Raw genomic sequence first — 20,382 nt, 5'->3', positions numbered from 1 at the left:
ATCCGGTGACTCCGACTTTGGAATTTCTCGTTGGGCGTTCTCTAGCATCCAAGTCCCAGTTCGCTATGAGATAGCCGCAAAACTGTGCTTGACAAAAATTCCCCACCTTTCCAGTTCCTCATCAGTGAGAGGGGGCGTGTCGCCACCAGAGGCTGCCCTGCCGACTCGCATGGCTCTCTACTCATCTCGTAATTCCCCTCGTCCGTCTTGAATCTATGTATTTGACAGATAGAGGGAGAGCAGCCTGATACCGCTCCCGATACTGTGAAGAGATGGGACGGCCAGACCTTGCAGTCGATAAGGCAAAAAGGAGATGCTTGTGTCGCGCAAGTTCCTCGTCCGCCGCACCGAGTTGGGATTTCGCGTCGGACTCGCTGTTGGTCATGGCGTCCACTACTGCAGCAGTTAGCGCGCTAACAAACAGTCGACGTTGATATTCAGATTTTTGAAATATTTGTGCCGCTGTTTTGTAGCAGAAGCGTTCTTGAATAATTGATGGCAATCCCTCTAAGTAGGATTTTACGACTCGACTGCTTTCCTCAGGTGAATACGATGAAATCTCCAGATATGGGTTTCTCAGCAGCTCGCTCCCGGAGGCTGGCTGCTTTTGCAGGTGATATAGCAGTGCAGAAGTCCCGGAAAGAAGCACCGGAATTCGCGTTGTCTTCGTTACATCGGCAAGGAATGTAAAGCACCTATTACTCTGCGGCATTCTCACGTTATCCGAGTTGACACCATGAACATAAATCATCCCAACATTAAAGATTTGCAGTAGCACCTCGATAAATGACTCAGGACTGCGCTGTGGAACGCCCCTAACTCGGCTTAAGGCGTAAAGTTTTGAACCTAATGCTTGGTCAATCGCAATGAAAATGCGTTGAATCAATCCTGACAGCGTTCCACAGACTGGCCAAGGCACAACCAACGCCACGATTAGGTGTAGAAAAAGTTTCACCCCTCCCAACTCGCGAATCTCGATAGCCTGTTTCGTTTGACTCTCTAGAATGCGCGCGAATCTAGCTTCCTCCATTTCCTGGCTGAAAATTGCTACCTGCGAGTACTCACTTGCTAAGTGTGGGGGAGTACTCGGTGTAAACATCTTTGCCATTAGCGCTTTGGTTTGCGAGTCGTACTGATTAATGAAATCCCCCTCCACAGCACGCGCTCGAAGGTAATTGATGTTTGCCTCTACGCCTTCCTCAGCAAAAAGCATTTCCTCGTCTGTCGGCTCAAACTGAGTTTCCAGTTTGAATTTGACGGCTTGGACCGAATCGACGCCAAGTGTCTCGACATAGGGTTGGAGGGCAACGTGATTAAGGCGTAGTGCCTCATCCACTTCCTTAGTTCCGTCCAGCAGTGGATGCAGCAGCAAGGCATCTCCACGCAGCCGAGGTCGAACTTCAACCAGTTCCTGGGCATTTACCGACATAATTTGGCAATAGGTGTTCATTCCCGCCTGGGAGAGCCTCACGGAGGCGGAAACATAATCGTTGGCGTTCTCGCCCGCGCGGCACTTACGATGCCACGTCAAGCGTGTAGCAAATTTCGGTGCGCTTACCGAGCGTTATTGGCGGGCGGGCCAGATAGCACTCCGAGCCCGGCCATGTTCTTAGGTCGCTTCCGAATAGCCAAATACGACGTCGGTAATGCAGGGGAACGCCCAGGCAGAGGGCAAGGAGTTGGCACCCGGACGTAGTCGGGGTGTGTAGTAGCAGGGGACATAATTGCTCCTATATGTCGCGCAAATACAACTGGACGCGCGTTGACACTCGGAGCATTTTGAGAGACACTGTGGTTTCCACACCGGGGTGTCTGTCTAGATGCTTCCGAGGCGAAAGCGGGGTGAGTCTTTGGCTCATCCCGCTTTTTCCATTTGCGGAACAAACCAAAGACCCACTCCTAATCGAAGCTGCTCATTTCGAACAGTGGGGCGAGTATTCCACAAATCGCCAAAACTTGGGAAGAGCCTCTTTCCGGCAGAGGGATAACTTCCTGGGCCGGTTGTCAAACTGCAAGTTTTCACGTATTCGCGAGATGATTCTCTAAAATGCGGTTGCATTTTAGGATAATTTCTCGCCGACCGAGTAGCGCTTTCAAGGTTCGATTTTAGACCCGATAGCGGATGATATTCATCCTCAGATGGCAGCATTCCCTTGCCTGGTCTTTCGCCAAGGGCTCCACAATTACTCTAAACTGGAAGCGTTGAAGCAATACGGTTTGTATCGTTCATATGCAGATTCGTTCATTTGAGTCTATATTCATAAAGTCGCCGCTGCACCACTAATGCCTCGCAGCCGTCAGCGTTCGTCGCGTACAGAGTCCGACTATTTTTCTCGGCTATTTTCGCGCGTTGCGTAAACTCAACATCGTTTTGAACGGAATGGGCTCGCTTCCGCATGCTTACGGCGATGGCTTGTACCAGAATACCGGCCGCGATAGCAGACCGGACCTCGGCACAAGGTCCCCGTCACCCTAATCGCTTCCATTCGCATCTTGCAGAAGTGCAACCAGCCGCTCGGCGGCTCCGATTGTTGCCAGCCCCATTCGAGCGTCAACGACGCACGCACTATCGGCAAGCATGGACAAGACTTGGCAGAAATCGCAGTCGAGCAAGACCGGAGTTGCGGGTCTGCGTCGCAGGATGTCCTGGCGCAGCCATTCGCGCCTCGTGGTAGCCGACGTCAAGGCGAACGGAAGCCGCCTGTTGCCGCGGCAGGTCGCACCGATGATGCGTGTTCTCAAGCGTTCAGGTATGGCCTCGACGGTTCGGCGATAGCCAAGCAGTGGGACCCACCATGAATGAACGATTACCACCGTGTGAGGACACTGCTCTAGTGCGCGCTCGAGAATGAGGTGGTTCTCAAAAAGGCTGTGTCCGGCGTCCCTCAATTTTGGCAAACGCTCACCTTTGGTAAACGAAATTGCCCTGGGATGCAGAACCCCATCGATGCCCAAGTACAGCGTCGCCGCCATAGGCACCTCCTCGCCACCAAAACACTTGCAGGAAGGCCACCATCACTCACACTCCCCGCTGGGGAAGCACTGGGTTTAGAATGGTTGCTCCAGCAGTTCTACTGACGAAGCGACTTTCCCGTCGTCGGGTATCGTTCTGCTTTATTGCAGTCGCCAATCATGTAGCCGGCCGCTTCAACGGCGCGGCACGCTTGCCTGTCGAAAATTGAGGATGCCGTGAGCCACATCGAGAGTCCGTGGACCCGCCTTGCTTCCCGCACAGCACGCGCGTTACTCACACGCAAAGGGGCCACGTACGAGGACGCGGTCATCGCCCTGAGGTCGATTGGCGTACGCGATAGCCCCAAGAGTCTCGAGCTGCGAGTTCAGCGGGGTAGCCTCAAATTTTCCTCCTTCCTCCAGCTCCTCTGCGCGCTGCATGCTGACTTACCATGCGAGTTTCAGCGCGTAGTGGAAGAGAGGGATAGCTGGGAAAGTGCTTGTCAGCGCCTAGTGCTTGACCTTCTCACTCAGAACGCAATTTCGCTGGACGAACTCGCCCGCCGGCTTGATGAGAGTGGTATTCATATCAACACCACTCAAGTCCAATCCTTGGTCAGCAAGGGCTCGTTTTCACTAGCCTTTCTTCTGCAGGTTGGTTACGTTCTCCCCATACGTGCTCTCGAGAGGTACGTCGACCTCTCAGACATCGCGAAGGCGGCAAGCGAATCCGTGCTTACACCTTAACGTCAGCGGACGATGTACCGCACCCACAGACTGTATGGGTTGGCCCACACCATCTGACTTCCGGCTTGCTCCATAGCCGTTTCGCTCACTGAGCCAGTGAGGGAAACCCCTCACCACAAGAATAGTCCTACTCGCTAAGAGTGCAAGAAATTTCCGCGGCTTTTACAAACAACCGCTACGCCTGCTCACGGCAGGCACTACGTGGCTTGAACTGTTGCTCGGCAGAAAAACTTCATTTTCGAGAAGCAGTTTGAACTTGGTGGTAAGACCTGCTGAGCTATTTCAAGGTAACCCAACACTGCGTGGTGCTCTGGTCGACCAATTGCGGTACTAACCAGCCAAGCCGGGCCGCGACCGGGGGGACACTCCAAATGGGGCCGCTTCATCTTCCCTTCGCATAGGGTTCCGTTCGGTATGACCCAGCTCCATGCCGACAACTTGGCCGTCGGGCATCGTCGCTGACCAGGCGGGTCATGTTGACTTTGGCTTGAGCTGTGGTCTGGCCAACCGAAGCTTCCAACCAAGGCTGGCAGTGGATTCGGATATACCTAAAAAACCGCACCTAAAATGCCTTATGCATCACTATTTCGACATCCACTTGTAACTTTTCGTAACAGATGCTGTAATGATGTAATGTAAAGCGCAATACAAATCACATTTATGAGTTCCCCAAAAAGCGTAGGAATCAGTTTTCGCGTTACCCCCTCCTTCAAGAATCTCTTGGAGCGTGCTGCAGCACACGAAAAGCGAAGTCTCACAAATATGCTCGAAGTTGCTTTGGAGGAATACTGCGAACGGAACGGCATCCTTGTCGATAGCCAGCCATCGGCTACCGATGGGCGACCATGACACCAGACCGAGGTTCTCAGCGGCTACATCCTCCGTACGGGGGATTTGACATCTTCAGGCCGCTATCAACAATCGGAATACTTGCGGGTGGGGCACAAGGCAGACGGTGAATAAGCCACTGCAACCCATCGCGCGACGAGAGCTAAGACGAACAAGATTAAGGGAATGGGGCCAAATGGAATCAGCCGTCATCGACCCGGCCGACGAGCCGGCACAGCCTAGCTGCGTGCAAATTAAGACCACGATTGTCGGCAAGGTGAATCTCGCCGACTTTCAGAATGCGGTTCCGGTCATTCGAGAGTTATCGCTTGTCAACGATACGCAGAATGATTTCAAAGAGTTGCGGCTTACAGCCAGTTCAGAGCCGGCGTTCCTCAAGCCAAAGACATGGCACATCGACCACCTTGCGAGCGGCCAAACGGTACGAATCGCTGACTTGGACCTGGGGCTGGACGGCCCTTTGCTAGGTCGTCTGACTGAATCCGAGAAGGCGGTTGTTACGTATCAACTGGTCGCCGGCGGGAAAGAGCCGATAGCCTTGGCGGCGACAGAATCCGTTGTTGAGCTCCTTCCACGGAATCAGTGGAGCGGATTGTCGTCGTTGCCAGACATGGTGGCGGCATTCGTGCAGCCAAACGAGCCTGCAATCGAGCGCGTTCTCAAACAAGCTGCAACGGTCCTACGGGCGGCAGGGAAGTCAGGCGCCATCAATGGCTACCAGGAAGGGCCCAAGCGTGCATGGGAACTCGCATCAGCCATCTGGAACGCGATTGGCGGGATGGGAATTGATTACTCGCTTCCCCCCGCCAGTTTCGAACAGAATGGCCAAAAGGTCCGCGGACCAGGCCAGATTACCGAGTCGCGACTTGGCACGTGCCTTGACCTTACTCTTTTCGTCTGTGCAGCGCTCGAACAAGCGGGACTGAATCCGCTCATCGTATTCCAGTGTGGTCATGCGTTCCCAGGCGTGTGGTTGAAACCGGAAGAGTTCTCCACCACCGTGGTCGATGACATCACCGCCCTTCGCAAACGAGTGAAGCTGAAGGAGATGGTCCTCTTCGAGTCGACGTTGCTGACAGAGCGTCCCCTACCCCGGTTCGGTTTCACCATCGATAAGGGCGAAGAGCATCTTTCCGAAGAAGCTGAGCCGAAGTTCCAGCTGGCAGTCGACATCCGGCGTGCACGTCTTCAGCGCATCAAGCCGCTTGCGAGTGAGCAAGCTGTGGTACGCGGTACCGCCGAATCCGAGGGCGACGACGAACAGGTCCCTCTCTGGGAAGAAGCTCCAGACTTGCCAACTGAAGCTGACGCTGCCGGCAATGAAGACGTATTCGAACGTCCAGAAGACCGTCTCATGCGCTGGCAGCGCAAGCTGCTTGACCTATCGCTCAGGAACAACCTGCTGAGCTTCAAGGCGGGTAAGAAGTCGGTAAAGCTCGATGCACCGCAACCAGAGCTGCTCGAAGACATACTCTCCGAGGGACATGCGCTGAAGCTTTTGACACGTCCAGACCTCATGGACGGCGCCGACCCACGAAGTCAAGCCATCCACGAGGCTCGCGAGCGAGAGCACCTGAAGCGCCGGCACGCATTGGATGCGCTCAAGCGTAACGAGGTTTTCGTCGGCCTCGCACAACAGGAAATGGACGACCGCCTGCTAGAGCTCTTCCGCAGTTCTCGGACCACGCTTCAGGAAGGGGGCTCCAACACCTTGTATCTTGCCTTGGGTTTTCTCTCATGGACCCGTGATGACAAGGAAGACAAGAAGTACCGGGCTCCTCTGGTTCTGCTACCGGTCAGGCTCGAAAGGCGCAGCGCTCGGTCCGGATTCACTCTGAAGCTGTACGACGATGAGCCGCGGTTTAATCCCACGCTCATCGAGATGTTGCGCCAGGATTTCGACCTCGAACTGGGTATACGGGATTCAGAACTGCCAAGGGATGACTTTGGTTTGGACGTGGCAGGAATTTGGAAGTCAGTTTCCAACGCCATCAAAGACATCAAGGGGTGGGAGGTCGTCGAGGAAGTCGTCCTCGCCTCGTTCTCGTTCGCGAAGTATCTGATGTGGCGAGACCTTACCGAGCGAACCGAGCAGCTCAAGCAGAATGCTGTTGTTCGACATCTAATCGAATCCCCCCGCGACTCCTATCAAACTTCGGTCGAGTTTCCGGACGTTAGACGTCTCGATGCAGAACTCCCAGTAAAGGAGACGTTTTGTCCGCTGCCCGCTGACTCTTCGCAACTGTCAGCCGTCGTCGCCGGTAGCAAGGGCAAGGATTTCGTTCTGATAGGACCTCCCGGTACCGGGAAGAGCCAAACTATCTCCAATTTGATTGCGCAGTTTTTGGCCGAGAAGAAGCGCGTCCTCTTTGTCTCGGAGAAGATGGCTGCTCTCGACGTCGTCTATCGACGACTGGCCGATGTCGGCCTCGGCAATTTCTGTCTTGAACTGCACTCCAGCAAGGCAAGGAAGACAGAAGTACTCGAACAACTTCGCACTTCGTGGGATGCTTCTGCTTCGCTTGCGCCTGACCAGTGGGACGCCGAGGCTGCGCGGCTTGAAGGGCTTCGTTCACACCTTAACGGTTATGTTGAACGACTGCATCAGCGCCATTCAAACGGCCTGAGCGTCTATGAAGCCATTGGTCGCGTTGTGGGCGGACACGACCTGCCTGCCTTGCGTCTGTCGTGGCCTTCTGCCCAAGCACATGACGTGGAGGGCATGCGACGACTTCGCGAGACTGCCGAGTTGCTCGATATCAACGCCAAAGCGTTCGGGGAAGTTCAACTCACCGCGAATGCTCTGTCTCACGTAGCCCAGACCGAATGGTCACCACTTTGGCAAGCAGCACTGCTAGAAGCTGCTCGGGACGTGCCGGAGGTAGTTGCAAGGTTTGAAAAGGCAGCGACAGAGCTACGCGAATCTATCGGCTTGCCGCTGCTACCTCTGGACCGGCGGGTACGAGAAGGCCTACGCATTCTCGCTACCACGCTTCCTGCAGCAGCTGGTTACGACTGGCGCTTTGCTCTTCGCCCTGACGCAAAGGCCATCGCGGACTCACTTCGTCAAGCCGCTCCACTGCTCGAACAGTATCGAGAGTTGCTCCGGTCCCTGTCGACACCGAAGTCGAACCAAACTCTCGACGATTTGCGGCTCGGCATCAGTCAACTGCAGCGGGACATCGAACTTCACTCTCAGCTGTCACAGCCGTGGAGTGAGGCGCTTCGAGCAAAGCTCGCGAACGGCATTGACCTGTTGCGCAAGAGGTCCGACGTCCGTGGTCAACTTTCTTTGCCGTACTCGGAAAGCATCCCCACGAAGATTGTCAGCGACCTGCAGTCCGACCTTCGAGAGCTTAAGGACTCCGCATGGCCATTGAGCCTGATGCGTAAGCGCTCACTAACCAAGAAACTCAAAGACTTAGCCACGAGCGGCGGAGAGCCGGATATCGATGGCGACATCGAGCGATTGGTCCAAATCGAAACATTGAACGACCAAATCAAAGCATTGGAGGACCTCTCGCTGCCAACCTCCAACGCTTGGGTCGGCTTGAAGACAGACATCGACGTTGTTCGAGCACTTCTTTTGTTCCAGACAGCGCTCGCTCAGGCACGCCTGCGCGATGCCTGGGAAGATGTGGGGCTCGACCCGGTTAGTCGGGGTCAGTGTGGCGATGCTGCCCGAGATGACCTGCAACGCATGCGAGAATTGCGGCAGATTGAGCAAGTCATCAAACGCCTCGCTCCTCTTCAGTCCGACACCGATGGCATATGGTTAGGGCATGGAACTGACCTTGGGGTTGCAAAGGCATTCGTAGCCTTCCAGGTGGCACTATCATCCGCAAAGACGGAAAGTCAGTGGGTCGACGACGGGTTCTCGCCAATCGAGACCGGCCGCGCCGGGCCGAATGCGGTGGCTGACCTGAAGACGATGCGGCAGTTGGTGTCCCTCAATGCTACTCTTCTCGAATATTCGGACCTCTCGGCCAAGACATCAGGCCTGTGGAACGGCTTTCACACGAAGACAGAAGCCATAGAACCTGCTCTCAAGTTCTTCGAAGCCTTAGTGGGTGCGCTCGCCAACCTAGCAGATACCCCAGACCTTCTCGCCGCATTGAAGACTCCCGTGGCGCTCCTGCTTGGCGACAGTAACTCCCTCCTCGAGCCGTCGGGAACGCTTGCTGGCAAGGGGCGAATTTATACTGACGCGCTACAAACCCTTGAGAATTCAGCAGGGCGATTCGCTGCAGCAAGTGGCCTGAGCACGCCTGAATACTCAACCCTTACTGACCTGCTTCCAGGGCAACTCGCCGAGCGTGCGTTGGATGTCGTTAAGGGCTCGAATCGACTGAACGCATGGTGCGCATGGCGCAAGGTCCGGAAACAGGCGCTCTCGCTTGGTCTCGCGCCCTTGGTTGCTGGACTTGAGAACGGCGCCATTGCGCGCGGTCGTGTCAAAGAGGTGTTCGAGACTGACTATTGCCGCTGGTGGCTGAATGCGGTGGTCGACGGTGATGAAGTTCTGCGCACCTTTGTTTCGGCGGAGCACGAGAAGCGTATTCATGACTTCCGTGAACTTGATGAGCGCTTTGTCTCGTTGACCCAGGCATGGGTCAGGGCGCAGCTGTCGGCCGGGCTTCCCTCGCCAGCGAAAGTATCGCATGGCTCTGAGTGGGGCCTTTTGCGGTACGAGATGCAAAAGAAGACCAAGCACCTCCCGCTGCGAGAATTGCTGACCAAGGCATCGGACGCCGTCTTGCGCCTTACGCCCTGTCTGTTGATGAGTCCCCTCTCCATTGCCCAGTACTTGCCGGCCGAAGCGTCAAATTTTGACGTAGTAGTCTTCGATGAGGCGTCGCAGATTCCTGTATGGGACGCCATCGGTGCAATGGCTCGTGCGCGGCAGGTCATCATGGTCGGTGACCCGAAGCAGTTGCCGCCGACCAGCTTTTTTGACCGTGCAGAGTCCGACATCGACGACACAGACATCGAGACCGAACTGGAAAGCATTCTGGAAGAATGCATTGGCGCCAATCTGCCTACGATGAAGCTATCGTGGCACTACCGCAGTCGCCACGAAAGCCTCATTGCATTCTCCAATTACCGCTACTACGGTGGGGACCTGGTGACCTTCCCGAGCCCCGTCACAAATGACCGGGCCGTGAGCTTCAATCTCGCGCCCGCGGGACAATACGAACGCGGGGGGTCCCGTACCAACAAGCCAGAGGCCAAGGCTCTCGTTGCGGACCTTGTTGGACGTCTCAAGTCTCCGGATTTCCAAGACAGCGGACAGACTGTCGGCGTCGTGACCTTTAACGCTGAGCAGCAACGTCTCATCGAGGACCTGTTGGACGCGGAGCGGCGCAAGGACCCGTCAATCGAGCCATTCTTCGCCGAAACAGCACTTGAGCCAGTTTTCGTCAAGAACCTTGAAAGCGTTCAAGGCGACGAGCGTGATGTTATGTACTTCTCCATCACGTACGGGCCTGGTCTTGACGGCACGATGCCGATGAACTTTGGCCCCATGAATCAGCAAGGCGGAGAGCGACGCCTCAACGTCGCGATTACTCGGGCCCGCCAAGAGCTGCGCGTGTTTGGGAGCTTCAGGCCGGAGAAGATGGACCTATCCCGGACGCAGGCCATCGGGGTCCGAGACCTCAAGCATTTCCTTGAGTTCGCCGAGCGCGGTTCTCGAGCACTGGGCGAAGCAGTTGCCGGCAGCATTGGCGACTTCGATAGCCCATTTGAGAAGGCAGTCTGCACCGCGCTTGCGGAAAAAGGCTGGACTGTTCATCCCCAAGTCGGCGTATCCGCTTTCCGGATTGACTTGGGCGTGGTTGACCCGGATGCACCAGGACGCTATCTGGCGGGTGTCGAGTGTGACGGCGCAACATACCATCGCTCCGCGACCGCACGTGACCGGGACAAGCTGCGCGAGCAGGTTCTTCGCGGTCTTGGCTGGGACATCGTTCGCATTTGGTCCACCGATTGGTGGATTGATATGCCTGGCACGCTGGAAAAGGTCCACACTCAGCTAGACGCACTGCTTGCCCAGCAGCGTGCACAAAGAACTATGAGCGAAAGCGCCGCCGAGCTTGCCCAGCAGGCAATTGAGGCCGCGAGAGCAGCACCAGATGGCGGTGACGAGTCGGCTGTCGTGCAACCGCAAGTTGACCCGCCGACTGAACCGGACGTTACCTCGAGTGAAGGTTCGCCGAGCATTGGGGCGATGTATGCAAAGAATCATACATCGTCAATCAACCACGTGTCTGGAGCCACCTTCATTGAGGTAGACTTGGCCATGACCGACCATGTCCCGGAAGCAGAGCAATTCTTCGAGCGCGACTACGATGCTCGTCTTCTGGCGATGGTGGAGCACGTTGTTAGAGCCGAAGGTCCGGTACGCGACGAAGTGCTCGCCCGCCGCATTGCTCGCGCTCACGGCTGGTCTCGGACAGGTTCTCGAATCGTTGAGCGCGTGGTTGAGCTGAGTAAGCGTCATTTCCACACTGAGGAGGAAGACGTCGGTCTTTTCTTCCGGGTAAAGGATGGCGGCTCCCAGGAACCGATAGTTTTTCGCCGACCAGCACCTGGCACAGCACGGGCAGTCGATGAGATTGCTCTTGCGGAACTCGCCTCTCTCGCGACCGAATTTAAGGAGCGCCATTTTGACCGCGAAGCGGCATTGAACGCCATGGCAAAGGAAGTGGGCCTTCTAAAGCTCCGCACAGCAAGCAGAGAGCGACTCGAACGGGCTTGGATAAAGGCATCCGAATAGTTGTAGGAACTGTCCAGCAATACGAGACGGACGCCTCGTCCTGCAACCTGCCTCCGCGAGCATCAGCGCTCGCGAGGCTGGTTGCCACGGTTCTGGTTGCCTTATAGGAATTGCTTTATCCCCGGTAGCGATATTTATAGCATCGACGCTTTCCGATACGTCATTCGGTCTATAACTTGTGGAAATGTTCTCGGATGAGCTTGGCGGACTCCTCCCGCGCTCGATGGGGGGCCGGTAACGTGCAAGGGCTTGCTCTTCAGTGACCTGACACTCCACCCAGCTGCCGCCTCCAGTTGCGGCGTTATGGAGAAGGGGCTAAAAGCGGTCCAACGCTTTTGCAAACCTTGCGTCGTCGCTCTCCCCCGCCTCGAACTCAAACCACAGGCAGCGAGATTCTGCTGCCTGTGCGTCGGGCAACAACGAGAAGATTCGTTCGGCGCCCAGTTGCTCCCGTTCGGCCTGACAAGCGCGCGCCGCGGGGTCGAAACGGAACATCGCCGGCATCAATTTCCACAATGTCGTCGATGAGGAGCATAAGCGCACGCAGACAAGCACCGGACGGAGCTTTCTTCCTTGTAGCTACGCATTTCAGGGGTCACATTGTCGAACAACGTAGCACCAATGAAGAAGCGTTGCTCATGGCCAGGGACCTTGTAGCTCCGACCGTCGACCAACAGCTTCGCACCCCAATGCGCCAGGCCGGACGGCTTCCCTGATTCACGGAGGCTCCCCGCATTGCCAAGATGACTGCCGCCCAGCGTGGGCTTATCCGTGAGGTTTTAAGCTCAGCAAAGTGCCATCATCGAGCCGGCCTATCCACCGCTTCGAACTACCGGTGCGGACTGCATGTTGTTTCAGTAGAGCATCTACGTCGACCAGGTTCGTTTCGCGTGCCCAAGTGAGAAATAGGCGTACCGCCTTCACACTCGTACAACATGCCAGCAATCGGCCAAGCAAGGCCTTACGGGGTGAACGCACTCCGTCGAACACGTTGCGCGCCTCTTCGAGGCTCTGCTTGACGCCAACTTCATACAGCAGCTCGAGCACGGCACGCTCCGGGGCTGCAACGCTCAGCCCTTCGGGAAGGGTCGGCGGTGTCGTCAGCGTTCTTCGTGATAGTTCGTCGTCTGACCACTCGAACAGTTGAGCATGGACGTATCGAGCAGAGAAGCGTTCAGTAAACCAATTTGGCAGTTGAAATCGCTTGTCACCCCAGAGCACAAGCGCATGTCTGCTGCTCACGCTATGCATCACACCCTGCCATCCTAGGGCCGTTTTTCCCCCGACATGCAAACCTGGAACCAACTTCTGCAGAAACAAGAGAGCATCATAGACGTTGAAATCATCGTTTGGATATGCGTACACGCCATGAGCAAGACGCACTAACCATCCGCTGGCAACGTACTGGGCAGCCAACTGTGCAGATATCCCTAACCGACTCAAAGCAGAAAGGCAGAACGGCGCCCCGCGGGGCATCTCCGCCTGCATGCGCTTGATTACTTGATATCGCGATGTTCTGCCCATGTTGTAGTTTCAATGCTGAATCTAATCAGGCAGTGTGTTTGCCATGACATATCTTGTTGCCGGCGCATAAGGGGCCGCCCGTTGGGCGGCTTTCAGAGAAACTAGCTCGGACATAGCGGAAGCTCCATTGTGATGTCCCTTGTTGTCAAAAGACGCTCATCAAAAGCCGCACATAGCGCGATGAAGGAGGCCGCCGCAGCCGCCGGGCCCGGGTCGCCGATTAGCGTGAACTGGCGCCCATCTCTAGCGATAGCCCTGCTGATAATGGAATCCAGACGAACTATCGGAGGGGTCGCCCAGTACCTGCCAGTGTCAGAGAACCTGCCGACAATATGTCGGTTGCCAAGGTAAGTTTCCACGAGCCTCCACTCTGCAACATATGTGCGCTTGTACTCAGCTGCTTGCAATGCAATCTTCGTCAGCATTACGGAGCTCATCGCTTTCACCTCCATGAACTCGCGCCATTACCGTTGGAATCGAGCCGTACGTTGGTAGCAGTGCGGCGCCTATCTCTCCAGATACTCGCCTGTGATGTCTTTCGTGCTTGAGACTTTGTTCTCCCATGTCGCCACGAGCCAATAGAGCTGCCAGAGGCCCTTCTCACGAGCTGGAGGACCATAAAGGACAAAGCGCAGGCCATCTCTTGTCACGCCCGTCCGCGTACTCGAACTAAAAGACGTAATAGGTGGGCTTACACGGTAAGGGCCGGTGCGAGCGCATCTGCCAACAAAGTGCCGGGAGCCGGCGTAAGTCTGCAAGACCCGCCAGTCTCTTAGGACTGCGTCCCCGGCCGTGTCCCTCGACTCCGACTTCCATATAGGCATAGAGACCTCCTGCATAGTCGCGGACTCGCCAGCTATCGGCTACGTGTTGTCTGGCGAAGGTGGAAAGCAATGTTGCCGGCATCGAGGACACCACGCCAGTGTCCGGGATGCAGCTATTTTGCTTGCAGCCAGTACTCGCTGCTCACGTCCTTGGTCTCGGTAACGCTATTGCGAATTGCCCAGTAACTCCACACATGCAGCGCGTCTCCGTCGAAACCCGGCGCGCCTGACAGAACGTATCGCCTTCCACTGCGTGTGATTCCTGCTCGGGATTTCGCATCGTAAGAAACGATGGCCGAACTCACGCGTCCTGAGTGGTTCTCCACACAGTAGCCGACGAAATGGTGCTGGCCACGTTCGGTCTCGTAGACTCTCCAGCGTTGCAGTGTGATGTCAGGTTGTTCATCGACACCAATGACGGACCAGACTGGCATGAGCCCCCCCTGCCACGACAACGCGGCATTCGGCTTGTTTCGCAGCAAAAACTATGTCGCTTCGGTTGGTGCTGGACGCAGGCGGCAGTGGTTCACTACCCCTAGTGCTCGTGCCCAAGGGATGTGTTAGACCTGCCGTTCATGCGTCGAGGCACGGCCTTGCTGCTAGCGGTGCGAGCGACGCGACGCGCCACCGATTTGCTTCGGCGGATAGCGCTTGTGCAAACAAGATTGGGAGATGTGTTGCCAGGATATAGTTCTGCTTGTAGCGGCAACGTTGAGGCGCCGGGGGGCGCGTGACTGGAGTGTAGGACGTTTCCGGTCAGATGCAAGCTCGCTGTCCGCATGCCCTGAATGCGTGGCACGACCTGAGGCGGCGGTCCTTATCTCCCTGCGCCGGACATGTCGATGGGCTTCCGACTACCGCTTGCCATCAAGAAAATCCTCCCACACACTCGCGCGTACGCACTCACCCGGCTCATCCACACCTGCAATCAAGGACCGAGTCAAGGTTTGGAGATTACTCTCAAAGAGCGCGCGGGCCGGCTGAGGAATCTCACTTAAACGAACGTACGGGAGAGAGCCTGTGTGGTGAATAGGAACGTCGGGCAGCGTCGGTCTGGGCGGCATCTCCTCGCGACCAGTCATCGCAACGATGGCACACCTAGCGACAAGGTCCCAGATGCTGCAAGAGTACCGCGGGTAGTTTCCAACTTTGCCGCTAGCCACCACCCCGAAGAGCTCTTCGTTAAGGACGACGGAGTAAGTCCCTAGCCGGCCACCCGTAACGCGGCCAACATCTCCAGTCGCAAGGACCTTACGGCTACCCCCCTGGCCGCCTGGCAGCAGTTCAACCGTGATGCGAAGCATGTCGTCTTCACCCATATCCGACGCACACATCTGCGGGTTGCGACGGCAATCAAGTGCACCAATGCCCTTGACGGCAATCAAGTGCACCAATGCCCTTCCCCGGACGCAGATGCGGGAAGACCCATGCTTACCCCAACAGAGTGTGGGCTACGGCTGGCGCGACGAATAGCCACGCGAACGGCTAGCGAGCGTCGTTATACGAGATGGCGTATGTAATCGTTGGAAAGATTGTTGCCAGGATGTAGTTCTGCTTGTGGCGGCAACGGTGAGGCGCGACTAGTGCGTCCGTTTTCAGTGTAGGCTGTCTACCGCCGGATGCAAGTCTATCGAATCGTACCAGTCTGTGCCTGCATGCCCATCGGTCGATGACGGATAAAGTCAGAGGCGCTCAGGCGAATCGCCCACTCGATTCGTGCTGCGTCGACGCCCAGGAGTGCTTGTATGAGTGTTGAGGGCCTAGTGCCTCGGAAGCTGTATCGCCAAATTCCTCTATGTCTCTGCTAGTCCATTCGCCTTGCTGCGGTAGAGCGTAATGGCCTCTGCGCCCTCGTGCGGATAGTGCTCGACGACTTCGAAGGCATCGGATAACAGCAGAACCCGCTTAAGCCTTCCCACGCCATACGCTTGCGGAGTCAGACCATCGTCGAGCGAATGGAGGAAGGCGCCAGCTCGGGCCAACGATGTCATGCCGTTCACCGGCTCGGTCTGCAACTCAGCCTGCTGGAGTGCTCGAACGATTCGCGTCGTGGGCCAGTTCGTTTCACGCGGGTCAGCTAAGTCAATATACTCGACGTGGTCTGGTAACCGCTGTTTCAATGTCTGGTATAGGGTCGTCAAGACGGTATCATCCTTGGACCTCGACTTGGCTAATGCTGCACCCACGCTAACGCCGAACACGTGAACAATATCCTGGAACGGTTGAGCGTCCCGATGCTGGTCGTCAAGGACTTGCAGCGCTGCGCGGCAGCCATCCTCAGTCAATAATGAGACCCCCGGCATTTCGTGGAAATGGTGGACCAGCTTGTTGCGCTCTTCGACCATGCGACCGAGATACTGGGCCAACGCGTCGCTATCCGTCTTAGTCGACTCCAGAAAGCCTTCCACCAACTTTCCCAGTGTTTGCCCCTTAGCCTTATCCCGAAAGCTGGTGAACGCATCGCCACCACTCGCGCTGCCCTGTGGATGCATGAACGGCAGCATGAACTTCAAGCCCGATTCTATCTGCTGAAACAGCATGATATTGCGACCGAGGCGATGCAGCACCGAATTCACTAGCGCAGTATGTTCGCTATTCAATGTGCCACTTGGAATGCTAAGCGACGATTCATCGTTTCGAGGCATGGATTCACCTGTCGTTTGCGTTCTCATAACCAGTGCACAGTACTCGGCTAGCTATGGCCAACAGAGAAGCTCCCGGTGGTCAACGCAACCCGCTCGGCGCTCACATTTAATGTGGATTTAAACCGCTTGCTTCTAATGTACAGAACCAGTTCGCCTCTACATTTGCCCAAGTTAGCCTCTGCTCCAAAGCGTCAACGCACGGTCCAGCAACTCGCGGCCGCGTGTCTCAATTGTCGACTCGTCCCAGGTAAGGAAGCGATTGAGCACACCGTTTATCGGTGACACCGAGTGCATGAGAATCGCCTCGCGCTTCGTTGCCCAAGCACCGTTCTTCAAGGCACTGTTAAGACTTCCAGTGATAAGCGTTAGGTTACCGAAAGTCTGAATCAGTTCGTTTCGACGCCGGCTCTCGGGCACACCTGGCGCTGCTTCGTCGGCGAACCACGCATGCTCAACACCCTGCGAGCCGTCTGCGAGCGGCCAGTGAGGTACCCAACCTTGTGGCATGATGTGCTCAACCGTAAGCGGAGAGTTGGTGCTTACGCTCTCCGATTTGGACGACCGATACGTTTCGCTGATGCGCCACAGAACGTGTGTCAACCTCAGATTGTTGAGGGATTGGTATGCATTGCGGCTCATCCAAGCTGCGGATACAGCATCGTCGCTGGGCCATTCATCAGTCGCACTTCTGAGCGCCGTCAGGAATTCGCGGACAACCTCGGCAGTAGCTCCTTTGCTGCGTACTGTCCGCGTAAGAGCCATAAAGATTCTGTTGTACGCCTTCGTCTCACCGCCGCAAACCGCCCGACGCACGAGGTAACTCTCGAGCATCTTAGCCGTTTTGGCCATGTCAGCGTCACTGGCACCCAAGTCGAGCATTGCCAGTAGCAGTGGATAGGCCGTGCTGACGTCAAAGAGGTTCAAAAAATGCGCCAGGTCACCCAGTAAAGGAGATTCGTGGGAAACCGAAATCTTCCGGAAGTTGTCGCGCTGTCGGGCAAGCTCCGCAAGCTCTTCCTGGACGCTTGAGAAAGGCTTCTCGCGCTCGACCCAGTGCTTGTATTCGACGAACAGGTGCTTAATTGGGATATCCCGAGCCTGCTTGCTGGCAAGGTAATGTTGGATGAAAAGGTCGCTGCGGGGCCGACGCAGCCGGCCTTGCGTCACCTCTTCACGCCAGAACGGCTCATCAAACGTCGACCAGTACTGTTCGTAGAGTTCTTCCTGCTTTTCGCCATATCGCGCGGCCCGCAAAAAGATGTAATTTCGCAGCAGGTCTGCAGGCAGAAGCGGCTCACCTCTTGCATTAAGCGTTTCGAATATGACCTGTGCGTCGTCACCGTCGCCCAGGTCAATCGCTACGACTTTCAGCGCAGTCTTGAGCGCTTCGAAGCATGCTTCGATGCGATGCTCCATCGCGATTTCGTCGCCGACCGGAGGCTCGTCTGGGGAGCCCTTGAAGTAGGCCAGTATCTGCTCATGGAAGAAGAGATACGCTTCGACCATGCGGGGCCGGGGATTGAACTTTCTTGCGTACGGTCGACGAGTGAGAGGGTGAATTTTCTCGAGGGACGACTTCGAGCCCGCCGTCAGCACGTCGGTGAACTGCGAACGGTCAGCGAGAGTCGGCCAGACCTTGAACTTCTCGACTTCCGGTTCTGCCATCCGGCCCGAGTTGACTGTGTACTTCTCGCACTCCTCCGCGAACTCTTCGAGACCTTCCTCGCGACAGAAATCGCGAAATGCCGCAAGGAAGATTTGCAGCGTGGTCAGGCGTTGTTGGCCATCGATTACGCTCCGCCGCTCAACGCGACCAACATGCGTCTGCTTCTGGTCCAGCACCATTGCGCCCAGAAAATGGACTGGCGCGTCCCGACGGTCCTCAATGAACTCTGTGAACTTGCGGGATATGTCTTCCCAGAGAGGCTCCCACTGATGCTCCTGCCCCCATACATACTGCCGCTGGAACATTGGGATTTCGAGTCGCATCTTCCTTTCGAAGATGTCCAGCAGCGCGATGGCATTTGCATCCATTGGTCGTCTCTTTAGTTTCGTCTGTTTCTTGTGACTGTTGGCCGAACGTGATGATAGCTCAGCCGCAATGTCAGCCTTGGTGCGACGCAATGTCTGGGGTGCGATGGCCTTCACAATCATCCCCGCTGATGCCGTGCATCCGGCAAAAGTCGTCCACTAACACTTCAAACATATTGGTCAGGCTCCTGCGCTCCTGCGCAGCGGCGGCCTCGAGCTTGCGCTTCATCGTGGGAGTAACGCGAAAGCTCAGCGCGACAGTCTTTTCTGCTTCCATGGGTGGCACTGGCGTTTGTATAGCGGTCCACCATACATGCTGGGGTTTAAGAAAACCATCACCCAAACGTTGGAGGGAAGCCCCTTCCGTGAACGAACACCCGTATGGCAGTGAGCGCCAACTTATGTCATGCCTACCACAGCACATTTGGCGACCGAACTTGTCGGCGCGATGGCTAGTTCGATGCGATAGGTGTTGCTATGGTGCTACGCGCTCAGCTCGCTACTACTTCGTCTGTATCGGCGTAGTGTCGCGTGGGGGAGTACATTTTGCGGTCGAGCAACACAACTGACCTTGTACCCTCTGCATACCGAGATGGGATTCCAGTGTTTGCTGAGCAAGCCAACACTTTCAGTTGGCATCAGGACGCTGCTTGCAGCAGTTCCGCCGCGTCAGCTTGGAGTGCAGGCACCTTGGTCTGCGAGCTTTGCTCGCAAGTCATCGCTCACAATCGAGCGGTCGTCCTGAAAGCCACGTTCAAGATTTTTCTTCCTACGGTCGCAATTGGCGGCACTGCCGCCAATCCATCCATCACTACAAATTCGGTCCGACGACAACTGGTTGGCGCTCCAACCAGAGTTGGCCCGGCTTTGTCAAAGGGAAACGCGTGGTGAAGAGTGCAGCACCCAGATGCTCCTGAGCCGTAGGCTGCAGGAAGTTGCAGTTTGCCACCATCCAGAACCTCCAACTGGCGTCGACGTCCTCCCTCCCTCGCCTTTGGCGCCGGCATAGCCGGAAAGGTACCCGTCGCAAGAGGCAAGCGGGATTCCCTGGTCCTTGAGGTCGTGGGGTATGCCATAGCTAGTCTGCTGAAGTATGCTTGGCGAGTGCTATCCTTCCGGCCCTTCCTCGCAGTCTGGAAGGGTTAGATAGCCAAAGGATGGAATCAATGCAATTTGTTTTACGGCTGGCCGCAACTGCTGCCTTTTGCCTAGGCGTCGCTGGCCCAGCTCAAGCGGCAACGGAATTTGACCGTTGCCCACAGTTCTTTGCTCAGGGTTCAGCTCCACAGGTCCGGAACGCCCAAAGTCTTAAGCCGCGCGCCCTGTGTTTTGATGCTTTCGCCGTCTTGCACTCTGGAACGACGAAGACGCCCGTCTATGTGGCTGAGCGGCTGAATTCGGAGCAGGTCGCCGACGCGCAGGACGAAGAACGGACAAACCGCTTCTTCGCTGATGCTCGACTACCCCGGACCGAACGCGCGGAGCTCGATGACTACAAGAGCTCGGGCTATGACCGAGGCCACCTGGCTCCAGCCGGGGATATGCCGAATGCCACGGCCATGGCACAGAGTTTCTCGCTCGCCAACATGGTGCCCCAGGCGCCGCAGAACAATCGAAAGAGCTGGGCCGGCATCGAGAAGGCAACTCGCAAGTATGTGCTGCGTGCCAAAGGGGATGTGTATGTCATCACGGGACCGGTGTTCGGGACGGCCGCCCCTACCATCGGTGCCAACCGAGTCTGGGTGCCCAAATACCTCTTCAAGCTCGTTTACGACCCGACCACCCACCGAGCCTGGGCGCATTGGATTGCGAATTCGGACTCAGTACGAATTGGACGCCCTATTTCGTACCGTGAATTGGTAAAACGAACTGGTGTGGAGTTCCTGCCCGGCGTCCCTATCGCGGAATGATGGGCATTTCGATGCCTCATTATGCTTGGGGATACCTAGTGGCCTGTAGGTCCGAGGTGGCCGGCCTCGTTGCTAAAAAGAGTGCACCTTTGAGAACCAGTTCGTTGTTTTCGGCACACCGC

Annotated in this window: 11 protein-coding genes and 1 pseudogene; 3 read left to right on the top strand and 9 right to left on the bottom strand. The window is 56.3% G+C overall.

What is annotated here, in order from left to right; all coding sequences use genetic code 11:
- Positions 1-181: 181 nt before the first annotated feature.
- A complete protein-coding gene (locus tag K309_RS41885) occupies positions 182-1,450 on the bottom strand; it encodes a hypothetical protein (RefSeq protein ID WP_156914442.1) in 1,269 nt (422 codons plus the stop codon).
- Positions 1,451-2,472: 1,022 nt separating this feature from the next.
- Positions 2,473-2,973: an HAD domain-containing protein gene (locus K309_RS39285; protein WP_051320582.1), complete on the bottom strand. Its 501-nt coding sequence runs from the start codon at positions 2,971-2,973 to the stop codon at positions 2,473-2,475.
- Between the two features lie 216 nt (positions 2,974-3,189).
- Here K309_RS39285 and K309_RS44070 point away from each other — a divergent pair, with 216 nt between their 5' ends.
- Positions 3,190-3,699: a DUF6471 domain-containing protein gene (locus K309_RS44070; protein ID WP_029048779.1), complete on the top strand. Its 510-nt coding sequence runs from the start codon at positions 3,190-3,192 to the stop codon at positions 3,697-3,699.
- A gap of 1,024 nt (positions 3,700-4,723) precedes the next feature.
- On the top strand, positions 4,724-11,326 hold the full coding sequence (gene proA / locus K309_RS0124030) for an anti-phage protein ProA (protein ID WP_029048778.1): 6,603 nt from the start codon (positions 4,724-4,726) through the stop codon (positions 11,324-11,326).
- 315 nt (positions 11,327-11,641) lie between these two features.
- Here proA and K309_RS43085 read toward each other — a convergent pair whose 3' ends face one another.
- The 7 genes and pseudogenes from K309_RS43085 to K309_RS37245 form a co-directional block, all read right to left on the bottom strand.
- The gene (locus K309_RS43085) at positions 11,642-11,821 is read right to left on the bottom strand and encodes an HD domain-containing protein (RefSeq protein WP_232232471.1); all 180 of its coding nucleotides are present in this window, start codon (positions 11,819-11,821) and stop codon (positions 11,642-11,644) included.
- 39 nt (positions 11,822-11,860) lie between these two features.
- A pseudogene (locus K309_RS43080) lies at positions 11,861-12,012 on the bottom strand (aldehyde dehydrogenase family protein); the annotation flags it as partial.
- Positions 12,013-12,091: 79 nt separating this feature from the next.
- Positions 12,092-12,850 (bottom strand): type IV toxin-antitoxin system AbiEi family antitoxin domain-containing protein, encoded by a 759-nt coding sequence (locus K309_RS40280; protein WP_084402523.1) that lies wholly within the window; start codon positions 12,848-12,850, stop codon positions 12,092-12,094.
- Positions 12,851-13,787: 937 nt separating this feature from the next.
- Entirely contained in the window at positions 13,788-14,108 is a 321-nt protein-coding gene (locus tag K309_RS40275) for a hypothetical protein (RefSeq protein WP_084402526.1), read from the bottom strand.
- A gap of 1,359 nt (positions 14,109-15,467) precedes the next feature.
- Entirely contained in the window at positions 15,468-16,319 is an 852-nt protein-coding gene (locus K309_RS0124010) for a hypothetical protein (protein ID WP_156914441.1), read from the bottom strand.
- Positions 16,320-16,490: 171 nt separating this feature from the next.
- A complete protein-coding gene (locus tag K309_RS0124005) occupies positions 16,491-18,353 on the bottom strand; it encodes a DUF262 domain-containing protein (protein ID WP_029048773.1) in 1,863 nt (620 codons plus the stop codon).
- A 70-nt stretch (positions 18,354-18,423) separates the two neighbouring features.
- Entirely contained in the window at positions 18,424-18,627 is a 204-nt protein-coding gene (locus K309_RS37245; RefSeq protein ID WP_035878283.1) for a hypothetical protein, read from the bottom strand.
- A gap of 889 nt (positions 18,628-19,516) precedes the next feature.
- Between K309_RS37245 and K309_RS0123995 the strand changes: the two genes are divergently transcribed.
- The gene (locus K309_RS0123995) at positions 19,517-20,260 is read left to right on the top strand and encodes a DNA/RNA non-specific endonuclease (protein WP_232232469.1); all 744 of its coding nucleotides are present in this window, start codon (positions 19,517-19,519) and stop codon (positions 20,258-20,260) included.
- The last annotated feature ends 122 nt before the right edge of the window (positions 20,261-20,382 follow it).

The organism is Cupriavidus phytohabitans (assembly GCF_000426345.1).
Lineage (GTDB): Bacteria > Pseudomonadota > Gammaproteobacteria > Burkholderiales > Burkholderiaceae > Cupriavidus.
Note: the sequence above shows the minus strand (reverse complement) of the source record. Positions and strands in the feature narration are given on the sequence as shown.

What these genes read in the sequence shown, in the direction of transcription:
- K309_RS41885 (WP_156914442.1), bottom strand. Translation starts at nt 1,450, where the DNA reads ATGAACACCTATTGCCAAATTATGTCGGTAAATGCCCAGGAACTGGTT.
- K309_RS39285 (WP_051320582.1), bottom strand. Translation starts at nt 2,973, where the DNA reads ATGGCGGCGACGCTGTACTTGGGCATCGATGGGGTTCTGCATCCCAGG.
- proA (WP_029048778.1), top strand. Translation starts at nt 4,724, where the DNA reads ATGGAATCAGCCGTCATCGACCCGGCCGACGAGCCGGCACAGCCTAGC.
- K309_RS43085 (WP_232232471.1), bottom strand. Translation starts at nt 11,821, where the DNA reads ATGTTCCGTTTCGACCCCGCGGCGCGCGCTTGTCAGGCCGAACGGGAG.
- K309_RS40280 (WP_084402523.1), bottom strand. Translation starts at nt 12,850, where the DNA reads ATGGGCAGAACATCGCGATATCAAGTAATCAAGCGCATGCAGGCGGAG.
- K309_RS40275 (WP_084402526.1), bottom strand. Translation starts at nt 14,108, where the DNA reads ATGCCAGTCTGGTCCGTCATTGGTGTCGATGAACAACCTGACATCACA.
- K309_RS0124010 (WP_156914441.1), bottom strand. Translation starts at nt 16,319, where the DNA reads ATGCCTCGAAACGATGAATCGTCGCTTAGCATTCCAAGTGGCACATTG.
- K309_RS0124005 (WP_029048773.1), bottom strand. Translation starts at nt 18,353, where the DNA reads ATGGATGCAAATGCCATCGCGCTGCTGGACATCTTCGAAAGGAAGATG.
- K309_RS37245 (WP_035878283.1), bottom strand. Translation starts at nt 18,627, where the DNA reads ATGGAAGCAGAAAAGACTGTCGCGCTGAGCTTTCGCGTTACTCCCACG.
- K309_RS0123995 (WP_232232469.1), top strand. Translation starts at nt 19,517, where the DNA reads ATGCAATTTGTTTTACGGCTGGCCGCAACTGCTGCCTTTTGCCTAGGC.